Raw genomic sequence first — 22,680 nt, forward strand, 5'->3', positions numbered from 1 at the left:
AATCAATGTTTTCAGGGGAATCTCATGGAAGCTTTCGTCAGCGCAGTCAACGGCATTATCTGGAGCAATGCCTTGATTTATCTGTGTCTTGGGGCCGGATTGTTCTATTCCATCCTAACCCGCTTCGCCCAGGTCCGTCATTTTAAAGAAATGTGTAAACTGCTTTTCAGCGGCAATTCCTCCTCAAAAGGTATTTCTTCTTTTCAGGCACTGGCTGTTTCATTATCCGGTCGGGTCGGGGTAGGTAATATCGCAGGGGTTGCCGCAGCGATTGGTTTTGGTGGCCCTGGTGCCATTTTTTGGATGTGGGTGGTGGCTTTTCTAGGCGCCAGTACCGCCTATGCCGAGTCGACTTTAGGCCAAATTTATAAAGTCGAAGAAGACGGCCAGTACCGTGGTGGCCCGGCGTACTATTTTGAGCGCTGTTTGGGCCAGAAGTGGCTGGCTGTGCTTTTTGCACTCTCCGCCATCATTGCCTGTGGTATCTTCCTGCCGGGGGTTCAGGCCAATGCGGTTGGCAATGCCTTTACCCAGGTGTTTGGCGACGGCAATATGGTGGTCACCAGTTTCGGTGAGGTTGGCACCAACAAGTTGGTTGCCTTAGCGGTTATCCTGATTGTGCTGGCCTTTATCATCTTTGGTGGTATCAAACGCATCGCCAATTTTACCCAAATCGTGGTGCCCTTTATGGCGCTGGGTTACATCGTGATGGCCTTGATTATCGTGTTCTTAAACATGGATAAAGTGCCGGGTATATTTGCGCTGATTATTACCGATGCTTTCACCGCTCAGGCTGGCTTTGGTGCTGCCATTGGATGGGGCGTGAAGCGGGGTATCTACTCGAATGAAGCCGGCCAGGGCACCGGTCCGCATGCGGCTTCGGCAGCCGAGGTTGATCATCCGGCCCAACAAGGGCTGGTGCAGGCATTTTCGGTCTATGTTGATACCTTGTTTGTTTGTACTGCTACGGCGCTGATGATCCTGATCACCCAGCAATACAATGTTGTGGGTGAACTGACCGATGGCAGCTTCATTGTACAAAACATCGATGCGGCCACAGAAATAGGCTCGCCAGCTTTTACGCAAATGGCGCTGTTTAGTGTGTTTGGCAACTTTGGCCAGGGCTTTGTGGGTGTCGCCTTGTTCTTCTTCGCTTTTACCACTATTTTGGCTTACTACTACATTGCCGAAACCAATGTGGCCTACCTGAACCGCTACTTTAAGTTCAATATCCCGCTGGTGCTGGTGAAAATTGTGATTATGGCGATGGTGTCCTACGGCATGGTCAATGCTGCCGGCTACATTTGGGACATCGGTGACATTGGGGTTGGCTTGATGGCCTGGATCAACATTGTCGGTATCCTGGCGATTTTCTTTGTCGCCAAGCCTGCCATTCTCTGCCTGCGTGATTACGAGCAGCAACAAAAAGCCGGTGGTGATATTAGCTTCGATCCGGTGAAGTTGGGGATTAAGAATGCCACCTTCTGGGAAAAGCGGCTGGCGAAGCAACAACAGTCAGTCCCCAACTCAGCAGAGCAGCCAGCAGGCAAAACCGTTGAACCCTGATAGCTGATTACTAAAAAAGCCTCTGCTGGTCAGGGGCTTTTTTTTTGCTTACTCCACGCCGATGAAACCACCGGTCTGATGCGCCCAAAGTTGTGCATAGATACCACCACTGGCGATCAGTTCAGCATGGGTGCCTTGTTCGACAATGCGGCCCTGGTCAAGCACTATCAACCGGTCCATCGCCGCGATAGTGGATAAACGGTGCGCAATGGCAATCACGGTTTTGCCATCCATCAAGGTATTCAGGCTGGCCTGTATCGCCGCCTCAACTTCGGAGTCGAGGGCTGAAGTCGCCTCATCCAAAATCAGGATTGGGGCGTTTTTCAGCAAAACCCGGGCAATGGCAATGCGTTGGCGCTGCCCACCGGATAGCTTGACGCCGCGCTCACCCACCTGTGCATCCAGCCCTCGGTTGCCTTTAGGATCGGTCAGTTCACCAATAAAATCCAGAGCCTCGGCCTTGCTGGCCGCTGCAAGCAGCTCTTGCTCGGTCGCATCGGGTTTGCCATAACTGATGTTTTCGCGAACCGAGCGGTGCAACAAGGAGGTATCCTGCGTCACCATGGCAATGTGACGGCGCAAGCTCTCCTGGCTGACCTGGCTGATGTCCTGACCATCGATCAGGATTTGACCGGACTCGACATCGTAAAAACGCAGCAATAAATTGACCAGTGTCGATTTACCGGCACCGGAGCGGCCTACTAAGCCAACTTTTTCACCCGGCTTGATTGTCAGGTTCAACTGGTTTAAAACCGCTGCTTTATCGTTGCTGCCTGTCTTACCATAATTAAAACCAACGGCTTTAAACTCAATTTCGCCTTTGCTTACCTGCAAAGTCGATGCATTGGCCACGTCTGTGACACTGGCTGGCTGAGACAAGGTGGCAATGCCATCGGCCACAGTACCAATGTTTTCAAACAGGCTACTGACTTCCCACATAATCCACTGCGCCATGCCATTGAGCCGAAGCGCCAGGCTAACTGCAATGGCAATAGCACCGACGGTGATGGCGCTGTGGCTCCACAACCAAATAGCCAGGGCAGCAATCGCAAACACCAGCAGGTAGTTCAGCGTTTGCACGGTCACATTCAGCCAGGTGGCCAGTCGCATTTGCTGGTAGACCGGTTTCAGAAAGATCCCCATACTGTCTCTGGCATAGCTTTCTTCGCGCTGGGTATGCGAGAACAACTTGACCGTAGCAATATTGGTGTAGCTATCGACAATTCGGCCGGTCATTTCAGAGCGTGCATCGGCCTGGCGACTGGCCACATTTTTTAGTCGTGGTACAAAGTAAAATTGCAAACCAATGTAGCAAGCCAGCCACAGCAGCATCGGCAGCATCAGCCGTGGATCAGAGTCCGCCACAAAATAGAGCATGGCGCCAAAGTACACCAGCACATAGACCATTACATTGAGCAGCTTCATCACGGTTTCGCGCACGGCCAGCGCAGTTTGCATCACCTTGGTTGCAATGCGCCCGGCAAAATCATTCTGGTAAAAGCTGACACTTTGCCGCAGCAAATAACGATGCGACAGCCAGCGGATAGACATGGGGTAGTTACCCAGCAGTGTTTGATGCACGACCGCCGAGTGCAAAAAGGCGATCAGTGGCAATAACAATACCGTGACCAGAGCCATCCAAAGTAAGGTTGTGCCTTCATCTGTAAAGAATGTCTCCGGATCCTGGCCCACCAGCCAGTCGACCAGTTGCCCCATAAAGCTGAACAGCATAACTTCCAGCACAGCGGATGCCGCCGATAAGATAGCCATCACCACTAAGGAGCTTTCCATGCCGCGGGTGTAATGGCGGCAAAAGGCAACAATGCCCTGTGGTGGCTGCTCTGGCTCGTGAGCGGGAAAGGGGCGGGTAAGGCGTTCAAACCATCCAAGCATCAGTACATTCTCTGGCAACAACAAGCGGCTATTTTAACGCAAGAATGGCTAAAAGTATGGAGGGCTGTGATAATATAGCGCTGATTTTGTTTGTACCGAGAGCTGAAATGACTTTGAAACTGGTTGCATCCACTGTTTTACCAACGCCTTTTGCCGATTTTCAATTGCACGGTTTTGAAGCCCCGGATGGCAAAGAGCATGTTGCTTTGACGCTTGGTGATGTGACCACGGCAGAGCCAGTACTCGGTCGGGTGCACTCGGAGTGTTTAACCGGAGATGCACTTTTTAGTTTGCGCTGCGATTGCGGGCCTCAATTGGAGGCTGCAATGCAAAAAATTGCCAACGAAGGCCGTGGGGTTATCTTGTATTTACGCCAGGAAGGGCGGGGTATAGGGCTCATTAATAAGATACGCGCCTATGCTGAGCAGGATAAAGGCCTGGATACGGTAGAAGCCAATGAAATCCTTGGGTTTTTACCCGATATGCGCGAATACGATATTGCAGCAGAGATGCTGCAACTCTTAGATATTAAGCAATTACGGCTGCTCACCAACAACCCGCGCAAATTAAAAGCTTTGCAGGATGCTGGGGTCAACGTTCTGGAGCGCGTCCAACACCGGGTGAAAACCACCGCGCACAGTCATCGTTATCTGGCAACCAAGGCGGCAAAAATGGGCCATATGCCTTAATCGGCTGGTTACACCGCTTCAAGTGTTAATAAATAGCGGTCGTTAATGATATACTGGTCACCACTGACTGATTATCTAACGCGACCACCATGATCCCAAGTCTCGCTCCTGAAGCTGCTCTGGATGCCAGTGTACTGGCATTTTGCAACGCCCTGCGTACCGCCGGTTTTGCTGGTGATATTGAAACCAGTTATGGCAGTCGCCTGGCTGTTGCAACAGATAACAGTGTGTATCAGACACTGCCTCAGGCAGTGCTCTTACCAAAGCACTGTGATGATGTGGTGCTGTTAACCAGCCTGGCGCAAACCTCCAGTTTCCGGCATTTAAAGTTCAGCCCGCGCGGTGGTGGCACCGGCACCAATGGTCAGTCGCTGACCGAGCATCTGGTGGTGGACTTGTCCCGTCATTTACGCGGTATCCTTGAGATCAATCTTGAAGAGCGCTGGGTGAGGGTGCAAAGCGGCGTGATTAAAGATCAGCTGAATGCGTTCTTAAAACCCTATGGCTTTTTCTTTGCGCCGGATTTATCCACCTCCAACCGTGCCACTATTGGCGGCATGATCAATACCGATGCATCCGGTCAAGGTTCTTTGGTGTATGGTAAAACCAGCGATCATACGCTGGCGCTTACCACGGTACTGATGGATGGCACGGTATTAAGAACGCACAAAGAGCCACTGGAAGAAGCAGAAGCCAAGGCACAGCAAGGAGGAAGCATTGGCCAGATTTATCGTCAGGTACTGGCTAGCTGTCGCGACTTCCGGCCACAAATTCTACAAACGTTTCCGCGCCTGAACCGCTTTTTAACCGGTTACGATTTAGAGCATGTTTTCAACGAGGCGATGACGGAGTTTGATTTATCGCGTTTGATCACAGGTTCTGAAGGCTCTTTAGGCTTTGTTACCGAAGCAAAACTGTCCATTACACCGATTGCCCGTCACAAATGCCTGGTCAATATCAAGTACGATAGCTTTGAAAGTGCCCTGCGTAACGCGCCTTTTTTGGTGGCAGCCGATGCCACCTCGGTGGAAACGGTCGACAGCAAAGTGCTGGATCTGGCCCGCAACGATATTATCTGGCAACAGGTGCAAGAGCTGATCACCGATGTGCCGGGCCAGCAGATGCAAGGCCTGAATATGGTGGAGTACAACAGCGAAGAACAAGCCGATATCGAGCAAAAAATTGCGGATTTGACTGCCCGGTTGGATGAAGCGATTGCCAAGCGCCAGCATGGCATTATTGGTTATCAACTCACCTACGATACAGCGGCTATCGGCCATATTTATGCCATGCGTAAAAAAGCGGTTGGTTTATTGGGCAATACCAAGGGAACACAAAAACCCATTGCCTTTGCTGAAGATACGGCAGTTCCCCCTGAGAAGCTGGCCGACTTTATTATGGAGTTTCGTCAGCTGTTGGATAGCCATGGTTTGCACTACGGCATGTTTGGCCATGTCGATGCCGGTGTCTTGCATGTTCGCCCGGCGCTCGATCTGTGCGATCCTGAGCAGGAAAAGCTGATGCGCACCATTTCCGATCAGGTGGTGGCCCTGACTGCCAAGTACGGCGGCCTGATGTGGGGGGAGCATGGCAAAGGTTACCGCAGTGAATATGGCCCCGAATTTTTTGGTGAAGAACTCTTTAGCGAACTGCGGAAAATTAAAGCAGCTTTTGATCCGAACAACAGAGTGAACCCGGGCAAAATTTGCACACCGTATCAAAGCCCTGATGCTTTGGTCAGTGTGGATGGTCCCAAACGGGCCTGGTTTGATAAGCAAATTCCGCTGCAGGTGAAAGAAAGCTTTGATAGCAGTTTGAATTGCAACGGCAATGGCCTGTGCTTTAACTTTGATGCCAATTCACCAATGTGTCCATCCAGTAAGGTCACAAAAGACCGGCGTCATAGCCCCAAAGGCCGTGCCGGTTTGATGAGGGAATGGCTGCGGCTGGCCGAGCAGCAGAAGCTGGATTTACTAAAAATGGAGCAGCGGTTACAGACCGAAGGGACTGGGCTTGGTAACCTTTGGCAGCGGATCCGCAATAGCTGGGCACACAAACAAGGTGAACAGGACTTTTCCCATGAAGTCAAAGAAGCGATGGAAGGTTGTCTGGCGTGTAAAGCCTGTGCCAGTCAGTGTCCCATTAACGTGGATGTGCCTTCGTTTCGCGCCCGGTTTTTGCAGCTATACCACAGCCGTTATTTGAGACCGGCAAAAGACTATGTGGTTGGCAATATTGAGCGTACAGCACCTTTGCTGGCAAAAATGCCCCGGGCCGTGAATTTCTTTCTGCAACAGTCTTGGCTGCAGCGCCTGCTGGGCCATACGTTAGGTTATGTCGATACCCCATTGTTATCTTCGCCCACCCTGGCTGAGCGGGTGCAACAACGATACTCTTTTGATCTGCAAAAACTGGCCCAGGCAACCGATAAAGAGCGTGCGCAGATGGTATTGTTGGTGCAGGATCCTTTTACCAGCTTTTATGAAGCCGAACTGGTTGATGATGCACTCAAACTGTTGGAAAAGCTGGGTAAAAAACCGATGCTATTGCCATTTTTACCCAATGGTAAACCGCAGCATGTGAAAGGTTTCCTGCGTGACTTTGTCAAAACAGCCAGCAAAGCATCGCAGTTTTTACAGCAACTGCATCAGTATCGGGTACCGATGCTGGGTTTAGATGCCTCATTGGTGCTGGTGTACCGGGATGAATATCGCAAACTGTTGGGCGATAAACGCGGTGACTACGAGGTGGCTTTGTTTCACGAGTGGCTGCAGCAGCAAGCTCTGCCAAAAGCAAGCCAGGGTGGCAGCTTTGCGTTATTGGCACACTGCACCGAAAAGACCGCCTTGCCGGCGACTGAAAAAAGCTGGCAGCAGATTTTTGCCAAAGCTGGCCTTGAGTTAAAGCCGATTAGTGTCGGTTGTTGTGGCATGGCGGGTACTTATGGTCATGAAAAGCAGAATCTGGCGAACAGCAAGGCACTCTTTGCCATGAGTTGGCAAACCCCTGTGGAGCAACATGGTACCGATGCGATTCTGGTCACTGGCTTTTCCTGCCGCAGCCAGGTTAAACGACTGATAGGGGAGAAACCTAAACATCCGTTGCAGCAGTTGCTGCAGGCTTTCAATGCATCGACTGCTTAATTTTTGAACAGCGGCTATTTTTGCAGTATACTTTAGCTATCTATTAAGTTGAGGCTGGTCTCAAGCAGATGCTAAGGGGGCTTTATGATCAACACAGCGAATGCGGTCAGTTCAGCTGCTTTTGCTGAACTGAAGCAGCAAATGGCTTTACGTGTGGCGGATCAGGCTGAACGCGAGGCGGAGCAGTTAAAGTCTCAGGCGGATGATAAGCGCAAAGAAGCGCGTGAGATGGCGCAAACAGCGCGTGAATTGCAACTGGAGTCTGGTCAGGCACAAAATCGTGCGGATAGAGCGCGGGCTAGTCTGCCGCCGGAAGATTTGTTTGAACGACTGGACCAGCAATTTAGCGCCATTATTCAAAGCAATACCAATGAGCCGCAGGAAGAACAACAACCATCAGAGCCAGCTGCCATCAATATTTTTGGTGAAGCTACTGGCATCAGTGTAAATATTGCTGTCTGATAAAAAAGCCTCCGGTCCGGAGGCTTTTTTGATTTAGCTTCGATTCGCGTTAGAAGCTGTAGCGACCCCGAACATACCAGAAGCCACCATTGATCCCCATGGGTGAGGTCTCAAAGTACTTGGCACCAAGAATGCTTTGCATATCAGCAGGCAAGCGCTCAGGCTTGGTATCGAACACATTCTGTGCACCGACAGCAACCGAGAAAGCATCATTAATGGCATAGTTCACTTCGACGTCAAAAGTGATTTTTGCCGATGCATTCACATTCAGACCATCGGAGTCGGCATGGACCCCCTGGTACTTACCGAAGTAGTTTCCTCGAACGAACATCGATACATCATTCCACTGCTGGTTCCAGCCCAGCGTAGCACGGTGCCGTGGCAAATCCTGCTCCAGACGTGACACTTTAAACGCTCCGGTAATGTCGGAGAACTTAGTCACTTCGGTTTTATTCCAGTTGTACGCCAAACTGAAGGTAGAGCGGCCATTGAATAAATCGGCACCATAGTTCATCACCACATCTAGGCCAGTGGTCTTGGTCGAGAAATCATTGGTATAAAATGAAATCAGTGACAAAGAGTCTACTCCACGAATGCCGGTAGCACGCAGTTGTTCTTTTTGCTCTTCGGTGATTGGAATCTCAGCAGATTGACTGATGCGATCATCCACGTCAATACGGTACAGATCTGCAGTCATAAAGAAGTCATAGCCTGAATACACTACACCCAGAGCATAGCTGGTGGAGGTTTCAGGGGTTAGCTCAGTGGCACCAAATAACTGCGATACCGGGTTGGTGGGTGACAACAGGGCAATATCAACCAGCTCACCTTCGGCAACCGCAGTACGCACGTTACTGATATTGGCCTGACCAACGGTTGGTGCGCGGAAACCGGTACTGGTCGATGCACGGAACGCCAGATCATCGGTTAAGCGGTATTGGCCGGTTAGCTTGTAATTGGTGGTGGTACCAAAGGTTTCATAATCTTCATGGCGAAGCGCAAAGCCAGCCAGGAAGTTTTCTGAAAACTCAGCTTCCAAATCTACATAAGCCGCCCAGTGCCGGCGTGTATAAACACCGGCATCGTCAGGCTTGAAGCCAGGGAAACCATTGGAGCCGATACTCATGCCATCGTCGATGTAAGGCCCAATTTCCCAGGAGGCAACATCACCAGCCACGATTTCAAAACTTTCTTCAGACCACTGCAAACCACCGGCAACCGCCAGATCTTCGTACAAGCCAACCGGTACAAAGCGGTAGAAATCGGCATTGAAGTGCTTTTCCAGCTGGATGTATTTGCCAGGTTCAAACTCAGTTGGTGTATCCGGGCCAAGCGAGGCATTGACGGTGTTGACAATGCTAAAGCTGGCTTCACTGCGACCAACGGTGGCACTAAAATCATACATGGTGCCCTGCAGCGGGCCGGATAAAAACTCACCCTTGGTGCCACCAACCAGCGAGGTATCGGTGATATTACCGCCGAAGTTCGGGGTAAAGCCGCCAGGGAACATGGAAAAGAAGGTAAAGCAATGCGCCGGCAGGGCATTGACCTGACTGTTGACCGCATTAAAGCTTGGATCTGCCAATGAAACGGTCGGACACCCCCCTAAGGCAGGGTTGGTATTCGCGACTAGCAGCGTTTCACCACCATCATTGGAGAATACGCCGCCACGGGTATAAGGATCGCGGTAGTAAAAACCACCCAGTACATCACGCTCAGAGTAGTTACCAAATAAATAAGCATCGCGGCCATTGCCTAAATCCAGCCCCGCATTGGCGAAAATAGCGATATCATCGCTGATCTTGGGTGAGCCCCAGATCTGGACTGCTGGCTGCAAAATATTGGGATTGCCATCGGCGATATGCTGCAATGCATCGCCACGTTGGACGCTGCGGCTGGTTGGATCGGACGATTTATACTGTGCACTGACATTAAAGAATCCTGCATCAGACAGCGGCATGCCGATGTTGGCATTGATTTCATTCGAAGTGCCATCACCGGCGTAAAATTCACCACGGCGCACTTCAATATGACCACCCTCATCCCGATCATTCAGCACAAAGTTAACCACGCCAGCAATGGCATCGGAACCATACTGTGCGGCAGCGCCATCGCGCAAAATTTCAACCTGTTTGATGGCAGCGCCGGGAATGGCAGAAATATCCGGTCCCTGAGCACCATCATTCAGACCGCCACCAAGCATAGTGATGACGGCTGAGCGATGACGGCGCTTGCCATTGACCAGAATCAGGGTGCTGTCTGAAGAGAGACCTCGAAGATTCAATGGGCGGATCAAAGTAGCTGCATCACTGATAGGGTGAGAGTGCACGTTCATCGACGGCACTGTGGTCGCCATCATATTAAGCATGTCTGTGCTGCCAGTTTTCATCAGTTCATCACCACCAATGATATCCACTGGTACTGGTGAGTCGGCTACCGAACGTGGTGCCGAACGACTTCCGACCACAGCGATACGCTCGACGCGTTCTTGCGTTGCAGCTTCGGTTTGTTCCTCTGTGTTTGCCCACACAGGTGCTGTCAAAGCCAGTGAGGTAACACCGGCAATGGCACAGCGGATACAGGTCGATAAACGACTATAGTTCTTAGTTTGCATAGTAGTTCTTCCTGGTTTCTATTATTGTTTATAGTACTTTGGGCTTATTGTTATTATTCCCGGATTTAACATAGGTGATTTAGAATTCATTGCCTATCCTATTTTAAATGTCATTAGTCGCATTTTCCCTGTTATGGGTATGAAATTTGCTTATTTAGGTACGGTAATGGTTAAAAGTTAAGCAATCGATTGCATTGCTAGGTTTTGATAAGAGGTCATGTCATGCAAATTCGGCCCTATCGGGCAGTGGATGAAAAATCACTGTTGATTCTGGCAAACAAAGTCCATGGTGCTGGCTATCTGAATAAAGCCACCTTGCAGGATTATCTGCAGCGTGGTTTGTCAGCAGGGCTTAATGCCAGTTTTGTTGCCTACCTGGATGGGCAGCTGGTTGGCTATCGTCTGAGTTTTTCTGCCGGAAAATGGCAAACCGATGAGTGGTGTAGCCAGAGTTTATGGCCTGTTGCAGCCAATGAAATGGCTTATTTTAAGTCGGTTGCGGTTGATCCCTCAGTGCAAGGGAAGGGCATCGGTAGCAGCTTGTTGCAGGCTTCTATTCAGGTATTGCAGCAACAAGGTGCAAAAGCTGGTTTGGCACACTTGTGGATGCAAAGCCCGGGGAATAGCGCGGTACGTTATTTTACCAAGGCGGGTGGGCGCTTGCTGGCAGTGCATCAGGATAGGTGGCTGGAGTTGTCTTTGCAAAGCAGTGGCTATGATTGTCCGGTTTGTGGCCATCAGTGCCATTGCACTGCGGCAGAGATGGTGTTGGAGTTCAAATAAAAAAGGCCTCACGAAGAGCGAGGCCTTTGGGTTTAACAGCCAGCCATTAGAAGCGGGCGCGAACACCTACGGTGATCGCTCGGCCAGGTAAAGGCGCATCTTCTTTAATAAAGGAGCTGTGGACAAAACCAAGCCGGTTGGTCAGGTTGGTACCGCGGACAAAGGCCGTCATTTCCACATCACTGAAATCAAAGAAGTAACTGAAGGTTGCATCCAGCAAGGTGTAACCAGCAGTACGACTTTCCAGCGGGCTAACCCGGTTCTGACGAGCATAACGGGTTAAGCCGACTTCACCACTCCAGTTCTGGGCCTGATAGCGGTACTCGGCGCCCAACTTCATTGGCGGGATACGCGGTAAGTCATCGCCACCGCGGACTTTAGCGCGAACCTGGTCAGCAAACAGATGCACTGATTGCGCTTGATCCAGATAATAACCAAGTTCAAATTCAAAGCCGTACAACACCGCATTGTCTTGACGGTAGTGCAGTACCGGGAAACCATGGTCGCTGTGACCGTCATGGCCGTGGTCATGCCCATGATCGTGGCCATGGCTGTGATCATGCCCGTGATCGTGGCCATGGTTACCATGACCTAAATCATCCAGGTGCAGCCCTGTATCGGCCAGATAAATGTAGTTATTGACCCGGTTGTAGAAGAAGTTGTAGGTCAGGCTCAGGTTGCCATCAAACTTACGGAAGGTCAGGTCCAGGTTGTTCGCCACCTCTTTATGGAAGCGCTCACGGTTTGGTTCGATATCGCCATCGTGATGATCCAGCACATAAGCCAAGCCGAGTTCATAGGTACCGGTAGCTAAATGCGCGCCATTGGCATAGAGTTCTGCCGCGCTTGGAGCCCGCTCTGAGCGACTGGCTGCCAAAGCCCAGGAGAAACCTGGTTGAAACTCCCACACCAGGCCAGCCGACAGGCTGTATGCGGTGAAGCTAGCTTCTACATGCTCATGATCATCATGATCGCCATGACCATGACCATGATCGTGTCCATGACTGTGATCGTGGTCCTGGTGGCCGAACTCAATGCCATCGGCATGGTATTTTACCCGCTCTAAACGACCTCCCAGTTGCAGGGTAAGATCACCAAAGCGCTTTTCTTCCAGCACAAACAACGCATGACTGGTGGTTTCAGTATCCGGTGTAAAAGCTTCCTCGCCCGAAGCGGTATAATCATTTCGCGTCAGGTGGTAGCCGAAAATACCATGCCAACCTGCCAGCGGTTCATGCTCCAGCGTGAGGCGTGACTCCAGAGTTTTACTGCCAAAGAAAGTAGCCACATGGCCATCTTCAATCTCGCTGTGCTTGTAATCGGTGTAGCCCAGGTTAAAAGCGATGGTTTCAATACCGGCAAAGGGATCGTAATACTCACCAGCCAGGTTAAAACGGTTCTGGCGGGCTTTGGCAAAGACATCATCGTCATGGCCACCGTGGCTGTCATGATGCCCATGTCCGTGGTCGTGCCCATGGCTGTGATCATGATCATCATGATCGTCATGCCCGTGTGCATGGTCATGGCCGGGGATGCCGTACTCGGAGTCGGTACGTCCTGCATGAAAACCAATCAAACCGCGATTGCCAATGTAACTTAAACCAGCATTGATACTTGTGGTTTCTACCCAGCTGTTCTCGATTTCATCTTCATGCTCACCATCGCTGTTGGTAAAGTGCGGCACCTTGTAATCATCGGCGTTGCGATGCAAACCATCCAGGTGCCAGGCGATTTGGTTACGGCTGCCATCATGGTTTAGAGCGACGGTTTTTTCATCGGATACAGTGTTGTAACGGGTTTCAACCACGGTATCGGCTTGTGGACGAAGCTGACGGGGAATACGGTTATCCACCACATTCACCACGCCACCAATGGCGCCACTGCCATACAACAAGGTGGCAGGGCCACGCAGTACTTCGATTTGCTCCGTGGTGAGGGCATCAGCCATGATGGCGTGGTCCGGACCAATCCGGGAGACATCGCCGGTATCCAGACCATTGTTCAGAATGCGCACGCGCGGGCCATCCAGGCCGCGGATCACCGGGCTTGAAGCGACAGGACCAAAGTAGTTGGCATGGACTCCCGGTTGTTTTTTCAAGGTTTCGCCAATGGTTGGCTCAGCACGACGGGATAGTTGCTCACCGGATAACACGGTGACCGGCGTGGCCATATCCAGATTGTATTTATGAATGCCAGATGCCGATACTATCATTCGCTCAATCTGACCACCTGGCTGCAAAGTAATTGCCAGTGCACTGCCAGGGTCGGTGACTTGCAAGTATTGACCATCGAAGCCTGGCGCACTGATGTGCAGCTCGGCATTGGCAGGCGCATTTAACTGAAAGCGGCCATTGGCATCGGTGTAAATGTACTGCTGACGACCGTGCACATGGATGCGGGCATTTTTGACCGGTTCCCCCTGAGCATTCAGCACAGTGCCACTGACTTGCTGGTTTGCCATAGCTTGGGAAGAAAATGAGCAGGCTATCATCATGGCCAGAGCAGAGGGTTTGAGGATCGACTTCGAATTGCGCATCGGTTTTCCTTCTTTCAATCGATGTTATGTTTGTTATGTTATAACATTTTACAGTTTTCTGGCTTCGCATCAAGCCTTAGGCCGTTTGGCTTTTGCTGAAATTGGACGAATGGCGTATTTTTCGCGTTCAGTCAAACTAGCTCCTTACATAGATAACCACGAAATACAGCGTAAGCATTTATTTGAATTGCGCTTTGCCAGCAGCGTACAATGCAGCTCACATAGACATAGGCGTGATAGTAATGAGTTTTTGGTCTGAGTTTGCCTTGATTGCTGTGGTCCATTTTATGGCTGTAGCCAGCCCCGGGCCCGATTTTGCCATAGTGCTTCGTTATGCGGTTCGTTTCGGTAAGCAAGCAGCCTTAGCCGCAAGCTTCGGGATAGGGCTTGGTATTTTACTGCATGTCACCTATTCATTGGTTGGCATCGGTTTATTGATCCAAACCACGCCCTGGCTGTATATGGCATTTAGTGTATTGGCAGCTTTTTATCTGGGGTATCTTGGCCAGCAAGCCATTCGGGCGAAGCCTCCGGCCGTGAGCGACGCCGTAGCGAAAGAGCAGGTCTCAGAGCAGTTAAGCACCAGGAAGGCGTTGCTTACAGGTTTTATTACCAATGGCTTAAATCCCAAAGCAACGCTTTTTTTCTTGTCGCTGTTTGCTGTGGTGATATCCGCAGATACGCCATTAAGTATTAAATTGTTCTACGGTGGTTATATGGCCGTTGCTACCGCTTTGTGGTTTTGTTTGCTATCTTTTTTGTTAACACAAGCAAAGGTTCGGGGTTTTTTGCTGTTAAAAGGCTATTGGTTTGATCGGGCGATGGGTATTGCTTTGTTGGCACTTGCTTTGCATCTGATTTGGAGCCTGATTTAAATGGTTGCATCGGTTGAATGACAACCTAGATAAGGCCGCAGAATTCTGCGGGAAGGAAAATACGATGTTGATGAATGCCAAGGTCATCAAACTGGATTTGAATTACAGCTGCGCTGAGCATCATCACTTTGCGCAGCAGCGTCACTATTTGGCGCCCTATCCGGAAGAGCCTGCCGAGCACTTTGCCCGACGGGTATTGGCCTGGTTGCATTTGTATGAAAGTAAGCCGGTGATGGCTGGTTTGCATCGGACAGGTAAAGATCCGGACGTGTTCATTCAGGATGAACAACAGCACTTTCAATTATGGGCCAGTGTTGAGTTATTAGAAGAGAAATATCTGCGCCGGGCTTGTCACCTGGCCGATCAGGTGGTGCTTTTTTTAAGCCCCGATGAGCAACGACAACTCACTTCCATGCCGTATTCTGCCAAGTCCAGTAGCTGTGTGTTTCAGCCTGAGCAGTTGCAGCAGTTATGCACCATGTTCCAATCCCATATGGAGCTCAGTGTTTGGCGCGAAGACGACACTATTTTGCTGACCGATGGCAAGCAACATCTTGAACTCACGGTTCAGTGTCAGCACCCACACTAAGTTGTGCTTTCTTTTCTCCCGCCCCAAAAGTGGCTATAATGCCGGCCCTCGTTCAACTTGCGCTGGATTTGCGATCCAGACTGGCAAAAAAGGTTGTTTATGTACGTAGTAGCGGCACTGTATAAATTTGTTCATTTAGCTGATTATCAGCAACTCAGAGACAAAGTCTATCAATTGCTGGTAGAAAATCAGGTCAAAGGCACTTTGTTGCTGGCCGAAGAGGGCATCAACGGTACCATTTGTGGCTCCAGAGCCGGTATTGATGCCGTTCGCGCCTGGCTTGCCGCTGAAGGGCGCTTTGATGGCTTAAGTTACAAAGAGTCCACTGCCGATGAACCCGCGTTTTACCGCACCAAAGTGAAGCTTAAAAAAGAAATTGTTACCATGGGGGTCCCGAGTGTCGATCCAAAGCATATTGTCGGAACTTATGTCAAAGGCGACGATTGGAATCAGTTGATCAGTGATCCTGATACCATAGTGGTTGATACCCGCAATGATTACGAGGTGGCGATTGGTACCTTTAAAAATGCGGTGAACCCTAACACCACCTCGTTTCGCGAGTTTCCTGAGTGGGCGGCGACCAACCTAAACCCGGCTAAACACAAGAAAGTCGCCATGTTTTGTACCGGCGGCATCCGCTGCGAAAAGTCCACCGCTTATTTAAAAGAACAGGGTTTTGAAGAGGTCTATCATCTGGATGGCGGCATTCTGAAGTATCTGGAAGAAGTGCCGGCTGAGCAAAGTCTGTGGCAAGGCGAGTGCTTTGTATTCGATCAACGTGTTGCTGTAAAACATGGCCTGGAGCAGGGCAGTTACGATCAGTGCTATGCCTGCCGTATGCCACTGTCGCAGCAAGATATGCAGTCGGAGCATTACATTAAAGGGTTAAGTTGCCCGCATTGCCATGATAAAACCACGGCAGAACAAAAAGCAGCTTTTGCTGAGCGACAAAAACAGGTCCAGCTGGCAAAACAACGGGGTGAAAAACATATCCGTGATGGTAAACTTGAGCCATAATGCAACTGTCTTTATTTTGTCATAAAAGCCAGCTTTGCTGGCTTTTATTGTTCTGAGGGTTCTATGCGACATACCACTTTGCTTGGATGCACCTTGTTATTTGCCCTGACTGGCTGCAGCCAGAGCACGCTTCATCATGAACAAGAAAGTACCGATTTAACCCTGGCCATAGCTCATATCAACGATCATCACTCCAACCTGGCTGCTAAGCAGCAAATTTCACTGCGTATCGCCGGTGAGTTTACCGATGTTGAGGTCGGTGGCTTTCCGCGGGTAGCCACTAAAATGGCTCGTTTGCAGCAACGCCATCCTGATTTATTAAAACTGCATGCCGGTGATGCTATTACCGGTGATCTGTATTACAGCTTGTTTCAGGGCGATGCAGATGCGCACCTGATGCGTGAAATTTGCTTTGATGCCTTCACCATTGGCAATCACGAGTTTGATGATGGCGATGCACATCTGGCTGGCTTTATCCGCAATCTACAGGATGAGCAGTGCCAGATACCGGTATTATCTGCCAATGTACGCCCTGAGGTGGGCACCCCCTTGGCTCCCAATCATGACTGGGAGCTGTTCCAGCCGTATGTGATCCATGATATTGCCGGTCATCAGGTTGCCATTATTGGCCTGACTATCGCGCAGAAAACCCGGCAATCGTCGCAGCCACTGCCAAGTACGCATTTTTTGGATGAATTGGAAACCGCCCGTTATTACATCGATAAACTGCAGCAACAAGGCATTGGTAAAATCGTGCTGTTAACGCACTATGGCTATGTCAATGACATCCTGCTGGCGCAGCGTTTACCTGGAGTGGATGTGATTGTCGGTGGCGACTCACACAGCCTGCTGGGTGACTTTGCTCAGGTAGGTTTGACAGCGGATGGCGATTACCCAACCATGGTCACCAACCTGGACGGTGATCCAGTGTGTATTGTGCAAGGCAAAGATTACGCTCAAGTGGTTGGTGAGTTAGTGGTGCACTTTCGTGGTGATATAGTCGAGCGCTGCGAGGGCCGGCCCCATCTGTTGGTTGGTGATAACTTTAACCGAAACGGCGAACTGTTAACAGGCACTGAGCGTGCTGAAGTGCTCCATTACATCACTACGTCCGATGTGCTGAGTCTGGTTGAACCTGAGCCAAAGCTACAACAACTGCTGGAGGACTACAGCACCCGCATTGATGAGTTGTCCGCCCAGCGTATTGCCTATATACCCGAGCGTTTGTGTCGGATGGACCCGGGCGAGGTTCGTGAAGAAAGCTGCGGCGATGCCAGCCAATCCGATTTGCATTATGTAGTCAGCAAGGCATTCCTCAATCAGAGTCGTCATGCCGATATAGCACTGCAAAACGCCGGTGGCGTTCGCACGGACTTACCCGCTGGCGAGTTGAGTATTGCTCAGGTCTATCAGTTACTGCCTTTTTCCAATACCTTGATCCATCTGCAAATGCATGGCCATGAAATCAGGCAAGTGCTGGAAGATGCCATTGAGTACTCCATTACACCGGGCGCTTCGACTGGGGGCTATCCACATGGAGCAGGGATCCGTTTCACGGTCGATATGACCAAGCCAGTGAACCAACGGGTTAGTGCGCTGGAAGTGCAGCGTAATGGAAGCTGGCAACCTCTGCTGATGGATGAAAGCTATATCGTGGTGACCAACAGCTTTATTGCCTCAGGTCAGGATGGCTGGACCACTTTTGGCAAGGTGATGGCATCGGAGCGGTATCAGGATACTTACATCAATTATGCCCAGGCTTTTATTGATTTTGCTCGTGAGCAGCAGGTACTGATCCGACCGGATCCCAGTCTGCATAGCACTCAGCGGATCATTCTGCCTTAAGCGACTACGGCATGATGAGTCATTTGATCGCTTATCATGCTATTTTTTAGAATAAAACCTGTTTATTTTTGCGCTATTTATCTATTTTTCCGTAGGCTAAGCTTATTCCGAGCTTTTAATCACGGAGAATTTTATGAAAGTTGCCTTATTTAGTTCAGCAATTCTGCTTGGTGCCGCTACCAGTTTCCTGTCAACTACCAGCCAGGCCGCTGATTATCAAATCGATACTGAAGGAGCTCATGCTTTTATTCAGTTTCGGGTGAATCACCTGGGGTACAGCTGGTTGTATGGTCGATTTAATCAATTTGAAGGCAGCTTCCATTACGATGCCAACGATCTTAGCAGTGCCCATATCGCTCTGACGATTGATACCAACAGTATTGATAGTAACCATCAGGAACGTGATCAACATCTGCGTAGTGCTGATTTTTTAAATGTCGAAGCGCACCCGCAAGCGCATTTTCGTAGCCAACAGATTAAAGCGACTGAGAATGGCAGGCTGGCTGTCCATGGTGAATTAACGTTGAATGGCATCACCAAAGCCGTGGTGATTGATGCAGAGAAAATGGGTGAGGGCACTGATCCCTGGGGCGGTTACCGCGCTGGCTTTGCTGGTACCACTAAGTTTGCTTTAAAAGATTTTGGCATTAACTACGATTTGGGACCGGCCGCAACCCATGTCTACCTGGATTTGACAGTAGAAGGGATCCGGCAATAAAGCGATTTTAATCGGGTAGCTCGATAGCAATATCGCTGGTGGGTACACTGCAACAAGGCAAGAACTCACCAGGTCGGACAAAGGCAAGCGGCTCTTGCAGGTAGCGGATTTCGCCGCTGACCAAACGGCAGCGGCAGGCCCCGCAGTAGCCTTGCCGGCACTGGTAATGTACATCGAACTTTGCTTGCTCCAGGGCAGTCAGCAGATTGCCCTGGTTGTTGTACTCAAGAAGTGTGGTTGAGTTTACCTGCACTTTAGGCATGAAAGATCACATCAGAGATCGAAATCACCAAAGTCACCCGAGTCGACCTGATTATCAATCTGACCAACCAGGTAAGAGCTGATCTCAGCTTCCTGTGGCGCAACCTGCACGTTATCGGATACCAGCCAGGCATTGATCCAGGGGATAGGGTTCTGATTGGTGCTGTAAATCGGTTTCAAGCCAATGGCCTGCATACGGTTGTTGGTGATGTACTCGACATACTGACACAAAATATCTTTGTTCAGCCCGATCATGGAACCATCTTTGAACAAATAAGCGGCCCAGGCTTTTTCCTGTTCGGCTGCTTTTTTGAAAATAGCGATGGCATCCTGTTCACACTCTTTAGCGATCTGGCCCATTTCCGGGTCGTCTTCACCGGCAGCAATGATATTGAGCATATGCTGAGTGCCGGTCAAATGCAGGGCTTCATCGCGGGCAATCAGTTTGATGATTTTGGCATTGCCTTCCATCAGTTCGCGTTCGGCAAAGGCAAAGCTGCAGGCAAAGCTGACATAGAAGCGAATGGCTTCCAGCACGTTGACCGACATCAGGCAAAGGTAGAGCTTCTTTTTTAAGTCGCGCAGGCTAACACTTTTGCTGACGCCATTGACGCTATGTGTTCCGTTGCCGCAGAGATTGTACAGGTTAAAGGACTCAATCAGGTCATCGTAGTAACGCGTAACATCTTCCGCCCGCTCCATAATGTTTTGGTTGAGCATAATGTCATCAAACACCTTGTGCGGCTCGGACGAAATGTTGCGCACAATGTGGGTGTAACTGCGGCTGTGAATGGTTTCACTAAAGGCCCAGGTTTCAATCCAGGTTTCCAGCTCCGGCAAAGACACCAGCGGCAGCAGCGCCACGTTCGGTGAGCGACCTTGCACTGAGTCCAGCAAGGTCTGGTACTTTAAATTGCTTAAGAAAATATGCTTTTCATGCTCTGGCAGATTTTGAAAGTCGATGCGGTCTTTGCTGACATCGACTTCCTCCGGGCGCCAGAAGAAAGACAATTGCTTTTCAATCAGCTTTTCAAAGATTGGGTACTTTTGCTGATCGTAGCGGGAAACATTGACCGGATTGCCGAAGAACATCGGCTCTTTCATTTGATCATTAATCTCGCGATTAAAGGTGGTGTACGCCATGGCGTGATTCTCTTCCTAAGTCCAATAACCGAAAAAAGCGGGCTTGCTAAGCCCGCGGTACAGATTAAATCTTACAGGCGCCGCCTGCGCAGCCATCGTCTTCAGCTTCTGGCATGTCTTCCTGCATATCCGAGGCACCATCACGGGTGTTGTGGTAATACAGGGTTTTGACACCAAGCTTGTAGGCGGTTAGCAAATCTTTTAGCAACAGCTTCATCGGGACCCGACCACCGTCGAAACGGTTTGGATCGTAATTGGTATTGGCAGAAATGGTTTGATCAACAAACTTCTGCATAATACCGACCAGCGCCAGGTAGCCGTCGTTGCTGGGCATATCCCACAGCAGCTCGTACTGAGCTTTTAAACGTTCGTACTCTGGCACTACCTGTTTTAGAATACCGTCTTTACTGGCTTTGACACTGACATGGCCGCGTGGTGGCTCAATGCCATTGGTGGCATTGGAAATCTGCGACGAGGTTTCCGATGGCATCAGCGCGGATAGCGTGGAATTCCGTAATCCGAAGGCCATCACATCCTGACGCAACCGATCCCAATCGAGTTGCAGCGCTTCTGTACAGACTTTATCCAAATCTTTTTTGTAGCTGTCAATCGGCATAATGCCTTGCGAGTAGGTGGTCTCGTTGAATTTCGGGCAAGGACCAAACTCTTTCGCCAGCTGCATCGAGGCTTTTAATAAGTAATATTGAATGGCTTCAAAAGTACGGTGCGTCAACCCATTGGCCGAACCATCGGAGTAGCGCACGCCATTTTTCGCCAGGTAATAGGCGTAATTGATCACGCCAACCCCAAGGGTACGCCGGCCCATGGTGGCATTACGGGCTGCCGGAATGGGGTAGTCCTGATAATCCAGCAGGCTGTCCAGTGCCCGTACAATTAAGTCCGATAATTCTTCCAGTTCGTCCAGGCTATCCAGCGCGCCCAGGTTAAACGCGGAAAGGGTGCAAAGGGCGATTTCACCTTCTTCGTCATTGACATCACGCAGCGGTTTGGTAGGCAGCGCAATTTCCAGGCACAGATTGCTCTGACGCACTGGTGCCACTTTCGGATCAAAGGGGCTGTGGGTGTTGCAGTGATCGACGTTTTGCAGGTAGATACGACCAGTGCTGGCCCGCTCTTGCATAAAGAGGGTGAAGAGCTCCACCGCTTTAATGCGCTTTTTACGGATGCTGTCATCCGCTTCGTATTGCACATACAGCTGTTCAAACTTTTCCTGATCTTCAAAGAAGGCATCGTACAAGCCCGGCACATCGGATGGGCTGAATAAGGTAATGCTTTCATCTTTGATCAGGCGCTGATACATAAGACGGTTAAACTGCACACCATAATCGAGGTGGCGGACCCGGTTTTCTTCCACACCGCGGTTGTTTTTCAAAACCAGTAACGACTCTACTTCCAGATGCCACAGCGGGAAGAATAAGGTGGCAGCACCACCGCGCACACCACCTTGTGAGCAGCTTTTGACGGCGGTTTGAAAGTGCTTGTAAAACGGAATACAACCGGTATGGAAAGCCTCACCATGGCGGATAGGGCTACCCAATGCCCGGATGCGACCGGCATTAATACCAATACCAGCGCGCTGGCTGACGTATTTAACAATGGCGCTGGAGGTGGCATTGATGGAGTCGAGGCTGTCACCACATTCAATCAGCACGCAAGAACTGAACTGACGGGTAGGGGTGCGCACGCCAGCCATAATAGGCGTAGGCAGCGACAGCTTGAACAAAGAAATCGCATCGTAAAAACGGCGCACATAGCCCAAGCGGGTTTCTTTCGGGTAATTGGCAAACAAGCAGGCAGCTACCAGCATGTACAGGAACTGGGCACTTTCAAAAATCTGGCCGGTGACCCGGTTTTGCACCAGGTACTTACCTTCCAGTTGCTTCACAGCGGCATAACTGAAATTCAAATCCCGGCTATGGTCGATGAAAGTATCCAGTTGCTCCAGCTCGGCTTTGCTGTAATCCTGCAGCAAGTGCGCATCGTAGCGGCTATTTTCCACCATACGCACCACATGATCGTACAAGGCCGGTGGTTCAAAACGACCATAGGCTTTTTTGCGCAAGTGGAATACCGCCAGCCTGGCTGCCAGATACTGGTAATCCGGGGTGTTTTTCGAAATCAGATCGGCGGCAGCTTTGATGATGGTTTCGTGGATGTCTTCGGTTTTGATGCCATCGTAGAATTGAATATGCGATTTTAACTCAACCTGCGACACCGAAACACTTTGCAAGCCTTCGGCAGCCCAGGTGATGACGCGATGAATTTTATCTAAATCCAATGGCTCCCGATTGCCATCCCGCTTCGTAACATACAATGTCGTCATGCTGTAGTACCCACTTTGTTGCGTCCATTTAAATTGATGCCGCCGCCCGACCTTGCCTTGTTAAGCACTTGATTATTTTTTACACCCTGATTGCTGCTTCGATACACAATATATAGGGTTGGCGGCTAACTGGATCACAAGATAGTGTGGATTTGGCCGATTTGCAAGTCACAAAAAACCATAGTTTTGGTACGGGGTTTGC

General features: G+C 50.3%; 16 protein-coding genes. 10 read left to right on the forward strand and 6 right to left on the reverse strand.

Annotation, left to right across the window (positions count from 1 at the left end):
• Positions 1-24 precede the first annotated feature (24 nt).
• Positions 25-1,566, forward strand: a complete 1,542-nt coding sequence (locus QWY20_RS03880) for an alanine/glycine:cation symporter family protein (RefSeq protein WP_330127725.1) — start codon at positions 25-27, stop codon at positions 1,564-1,566.
• A 48-nt stretch (positions 1,567-1,614) separates the two neighbouring features.
• Here the strand turns inward: QWY20_RS03880 and QWY20_RS03885 are convergent, their stop codons facing one another.
• The gene (locus tag QWY20_RS03885; protein ID WP_330127726.1) at positions 1,615-3,459 is read right to left on the reverse strand and encodes an ABC transporter ATP-binding protein; all 1,845 of its coding nucleotides are present in this window, start codon (positions 3,457-3,459) and stop codon (positions 1,615-1,617) included.
• 107 nt (positions 3,460-3,566) lie between these two features.
• Here QWY20_RS03885 and ribA point away from each other — a divergent pair, with 107 nt between their 5' ends.
• The 3 genes from ribA to QWY20_RS03900 all read left to right on the forward strand — a co-directional run bounded on the left by ribA (position 3,567) and on the right by QWY20_RS03900 (position 7,753).
• Positions 3,567-4,148: a GTP cyclohydrolase II gene (gene ribA, locus QWY20_RS03890; RefSeq protein ID WP_330127727.1), complete on the forward strand. Its 582-nt coding sequence runs from the start codon at positions 3,567-3,569 to the stop codon at positions 4,146-4,148.
• A gap of 89 nt (positions 4,149-4,237) precedes the next feature.
• On the forward strand, positions 4,238-7,291 hold the full coding sequence (gene ydiJ, locus QWY20_RS03895; RefSeq protein WP_330127728.1) for a D-2-hydroxyglutarate dehydrogenase YdiJ: 3,054 nt from the start codon (positions 4,238-4,240) through the stop codon (positions 7,289-7,291).
• Positions 7,292-7,375: 84 nt separating this feature from the next.
• Positions 7,376-7,753, forward strand: coding sequence for a hypothetical protein (locus QWY20_RS03900; RefSeq protein WP_330127729.1), 378 nt, complete (start codon positions 7,376-7,378; stop codon positions 7,751-7,753).
• 49 nt (positions 7,754-7,802) lie between these two features.
• On the opposite strand, the gene QWY20_RS03905 is transcribed toward QWY20_RS03900, so the two are convergent.
• Positions 7,803-10,367 (reverse strand): TonB-dependent receptor plug domain-containing protein, encoded by a 2,565-nt coding sequence (locus QWY20_RS03905; RefSeq protein ID WP_330127730.1) that lies wholly within the window; start codon positions 10,365-10,367, stop codon positions 7,803-7,805.
• 222 nt (positions 10,368-10,589) lie between these two features.
• Between QWY20_RS03905 and QWY20_RS03910 the strand changes: the two genes are divergently transcribed.
• Positions 10,590-11,150, forward strand: a complete 561-nt coding sequence (locus tag QWY20_RS03910; protein ID WP_330127731.1) for a GNAT family N-acetyltransferase — start codon at positions 10,590-10,592, stop codon at positions 11,148-11,150.
• Positions 11,151-11,196: 46 nt separating this feature from the next.
• Here the strand turns inward: QWY20_RS03910 and QWY20_RS03915 are convergent, their stop codons facing one another.
• A complete protein-coding gene (locus QWY20_RS03915) occupies positions 11,197-13,686 on the reverse strand; it encodes a TonB-dependent receptor (RefSeq protein ID WP_330127732.1) in 2,490 nt (829 codons plus the stop codon).
• A gap of 242 nt (positions 13,687-13,928) precedes the next feature.
• On the opposite strand from QWY20_RS03915, the gene QWY20_RS03920 reads away from it, so the two are divergent.
• The 5 genes from QWY20_RS03920 (at position 13,929) to QWY20_RS03940 (ending at position 18,730) form a co-directional block, all read left to right on the forward strand.
• Positions 13,929-14,561, forward strand: a complete 633-nt coding sequence (locus tag QWY20_RS03920) for a LysE family translocator (protein WP_330127733.1) — start codon at positions 13,929-13,931, stop codon at positions 14,559-14,561.
• 64 nt (positions 14,562-14,625) lie between these two features.
• Positions 14,626-15,150 (forward strand): YaeQ family protein, encoded by a 525-nt coding sequence (locus QWY20_RS03925; RefSeq protein WP_330127734.1) that lies wholly within the window; start codon positions 14,626-14,628, stop codon positions 15,148-15,150.
• Positions 15,151-15,249: 99 nt separating this feature from the next.
• The gene (gene trhO, locus QWY20_RS03930) at positions 15,250-16,167 is read left to right on the forward strand and encodes an oxygen-dependent tRNA uridine(34) hydroxylase TrhO (protein WP_330127735.1); all 918 of its coding nucleotides are present in this window, start codon (positions 15,250-15,252) and stop codon (positions 16,165-16,167) included.
• 63 nt (positions 16,168-16,230) lie between these two features.
• Positions 16,231-18,012, forward strand: a complete 1,782-nt coding sequence (locus QWY20_RS03935; RefSeq protein ID WP_330127736.1) for a 5'-nucleotidase C-terminal domain-containing protein — start codon at positions 16,231-16,233, stop codon at positions 18,010-18,012.
• Between the two features lie 133 nt (positions 18,013-18,145).
• Positions 18,146-18,730 carry a YceI family protein gene (locus tag QWY20_RS03940; protein WP_330127737.1) on the forward strand — a complete coding sequence of 195 codons (585 nt, stop codon included), beginning with the start codon at positions 18,146-18,148 and terminating at the stop codon, positions 18,728-18,730.
• A gap of 7 nt (positions 18,731-18,737) precedes the next feature.
• Here the strand turns inward: QWY20_RS03940 and yfaE are convergent, their stop codons facing one another.
• From yfaE to nrdA, 3 genes are all read right to left on the reverse strand, one after another.
• Positions 18,738-18,992: a class I ribonucleotide reductase maintenance protein YfaE gene (gene yfaE, locus QWY20_RS03945; RefSeq protein WP_330127738.1), complete on the reverse strand. Its 255-nt coding sequence runs from the start codon at positions 18,990-18,992 to the stop codon at positions 18,738-18,740.
• 11 nt (positions 18,993-19,003) lie between these two features.
• Complete coding sequence (gene nrdB / locus QWY20_RS03950; RefSeq protein ID WP_330127739.1) at positions 19,004-20,134, reverse strand: class Ia ribonucleoside-diphosphate reductase subunit beta; 1,131 nt, start codon at positions 20,132-20,134, stop codon at positions 19,004-19,006.
• A gap of 64 nt (positions 20,135-20,198) precedes the next feature.
• Positions 20,199-22,478 carry a class 1a ribonucleoside-diphosphate reductase subunit alpha gene (nrdA, locus tag QWY20_RS03955; protein ID WP_330127740.1) on the reverse strand — a complete coding sequence of 760 codons (2,280 nt, stop codon included), beginning with the start codon at positions 22,476-22,478 and terminating at the stop codon, positions 20,199-20,201.
• Positions 22,479-22,680 lie beyond the last annotated feature (202 nt).

It is taken from the genome of Alkalimonas cellulosilytica (assembly GCF_036325985.1).
GTDB lineage: Bacteria > Pseudomonadota > Gammaproteobacteria > Enterobacterales > Alteromonadaceae > Alkalimonas > Alkalimonas cellulosilytica.

Excerpts from the sequence above, each read along its gene's own strand:
- QWY20_RS03880 (WP_330127725.1), top strand. The coding sequence starts at position 25 with ATGGAAGCTTTCGTCAGCGCAGTCAACGGCATTATCTGGAGCAATGCC.
- QWY20_RS03885 (WP_330127726.1), bottom strand. The coding sequence starts at position 3,459 with ATGCTTGGATGGTTTGAACGCCTTACCCGCCCCTTTCCCGCTCACGAG.
- ribA (WP_330127727.1), top strand. The coding sequence starts at position 3,567 with ATGACTTTGAAACTGGTTGCATCCACTGTTTTACCAACGCCTTTTGCC.
- ydiJ (WP_330127728.1), top strand. The coding sequence starts at position 4,238 with ATGATCCCAAGTCTCGCTCCTGAAGCTGCTCTGGATGCCAGTGTACTG.
- QWY20_RS03900 (WP_330127729.1), top strand. The coding sequence starts at position 7,376 with ATGATCAACACAGCGAATGCGGTCAGTTCAGCTGCTTTTGCTGAACTG.
- QWY20_RS03905 (WP_330127730.1), bottom strand. The coding sequence starts at position 10,367 with ATGCAAACTAAGAACTATAGTCGTTTATCGACCTGTATCCGCTGTGCC.
- QWY20_RS03910 (WP_330127731.1), top strand. The coding sequence starts at position 10,590 with ATGCAAATTCGGCCCTATCGGGCAGTGGATGAAAAATCACTGTTGATT.
- QWY20_RS03915 (WP_330127732.1), bottom strand. The coding sequence starts at position 13,686 with ATGCGCAATTCGAAGTCGATCCTCAAACCCTCTGCTCTGGCCATGATG.
- QWY20_RS03920 (WP_330127733.1), top strand. The coding sequence starts at position 13,929 with ATGAGTTTTTGGTCTGAGTTTGCCTTGATTGCTGTGGTCCATTTTATG.
- QWY20_RS03925 (WP_330127734.1), top strand. The coding sequence starts at position 14,626 with ATGTTGATGAATGCCAAGGTCATCAAACTGGATTTGAATTACAGCTGC.
- trhO (WP_330127735.1), top strand. The coding sequence starts at position 15,250 with ATGTACGTAGTAGCGGCACTGTATAAATTTGTTCATTTAGCTGATTAT.
- QWY20_RS03935 (WP_330127736.1), top strand. The coding sequence starts at position 16,231 with ATGCGACATACCACTTTGCTTGGATGCACCTTGTTATTTGCCCTGACT.
- QWY20_RS03940 (WP_330127737.1), top strand. The coding sequence starts at position 18,146 with ATGAAAGTTGCCTTATTTAGTTCAGCAATTCTGCTTGGTGCCGCTACC.
- yfaE (WP_330127738.1), bottom strand. The coding sequence starts at position 18,992 with ATGCCTAAAGTGCAGGTAAACTCAACCACACTTCTTGAGTACAACAAC.
- nrdB (WP_330127739.1), bottom strand. The coding sequence starts at position 20,134 with ATGGCGTACACCACCTTTAATCGCGAGATTAATGATCAAATGAAAGAG.
- nrdA (WP_330127740.1), bottom strand. The coding sequence starts at position 22,478 with ATGACGACATTGTATGTTACGAAGCGGGATGGCAATCGGGAGCCATTG.